Raw genomic sequence first — 645 nt, forward strand, 5'->3', positions numbered from 1 at the left:
TTCTGGCTTAAATTAAGAATAATAATAACGCTTATTTTTTTTTTCATTACTGTACTAGGCTTTTATCTCTCATTTAGAGTGCTAGATCTAAAATTGAATATATTTCTTATTCTCTCTTGTATATATTTTTTTGGAGTTGGTTGTTGGCTTGGAAATACAAGATACTTAACCCCTTCAGTTTTATTTATGAGTTTTTACTTTTCAATATTTTTAAACCAGATTTTTTTAAAATTCTGTAAAAAAATTAATTAACTATTTTATCTGTCATATCGAAAGCGATCATTAATTCGTTCCATTCCCTTTTTGAAAGTCCCGACTCATCAATGGTAATTTTTTTATTATTTATTAATTTACTTATTACACTTTTGCCTTTTGAGGAAACCTCGGTTCCTCCAACTCTATAATCCATAAATGCATCAAAAGTAATGGGAACCCATCTTTTAAGAGAGTCCAACATAACATCTGCGTACGCTCGAATTTCATATTGAGCGTGATGATCTACTCTTAACCTTAAAAAATTCATTAAATTTAATAAATCGGTTTTCCAATACCATTGGGTATATGTATTTAAAGTTAAATTCATTCTTGCTAGTTCTCTAGCTAGTCCAGTTTTATTTTCATCAATTTTTGTGCCATCGTATTTTT

At 28.2% G+C, this 645-nt stretch carries 1 protein-coding gene; it reads right to left on the reverse strand.

Annotation, left to right across the window (positions count from 1 at the left end; translation table 11 throughout):
• Nucleotides 1-244 precede the first annotated feature (244 nt).
• Nucleotides 245-645, reverse strand: a 401-nt coding sequence (locus AMN73_RS01840; protein WP_179850070.1) for an FAD-dependent thymidylate synthase, incomplete at its 5' end; no start/stop codon positions are given.

Source organism: Candidatus Pelagibacter communis, from assembly GCF_001179965.1.
Classification (GTDB): Bacteria; Pseudomonadota; Alphaproteobacteria; order Pelagibacterales; family Pelagibacteraceae; genus Pelagibacter.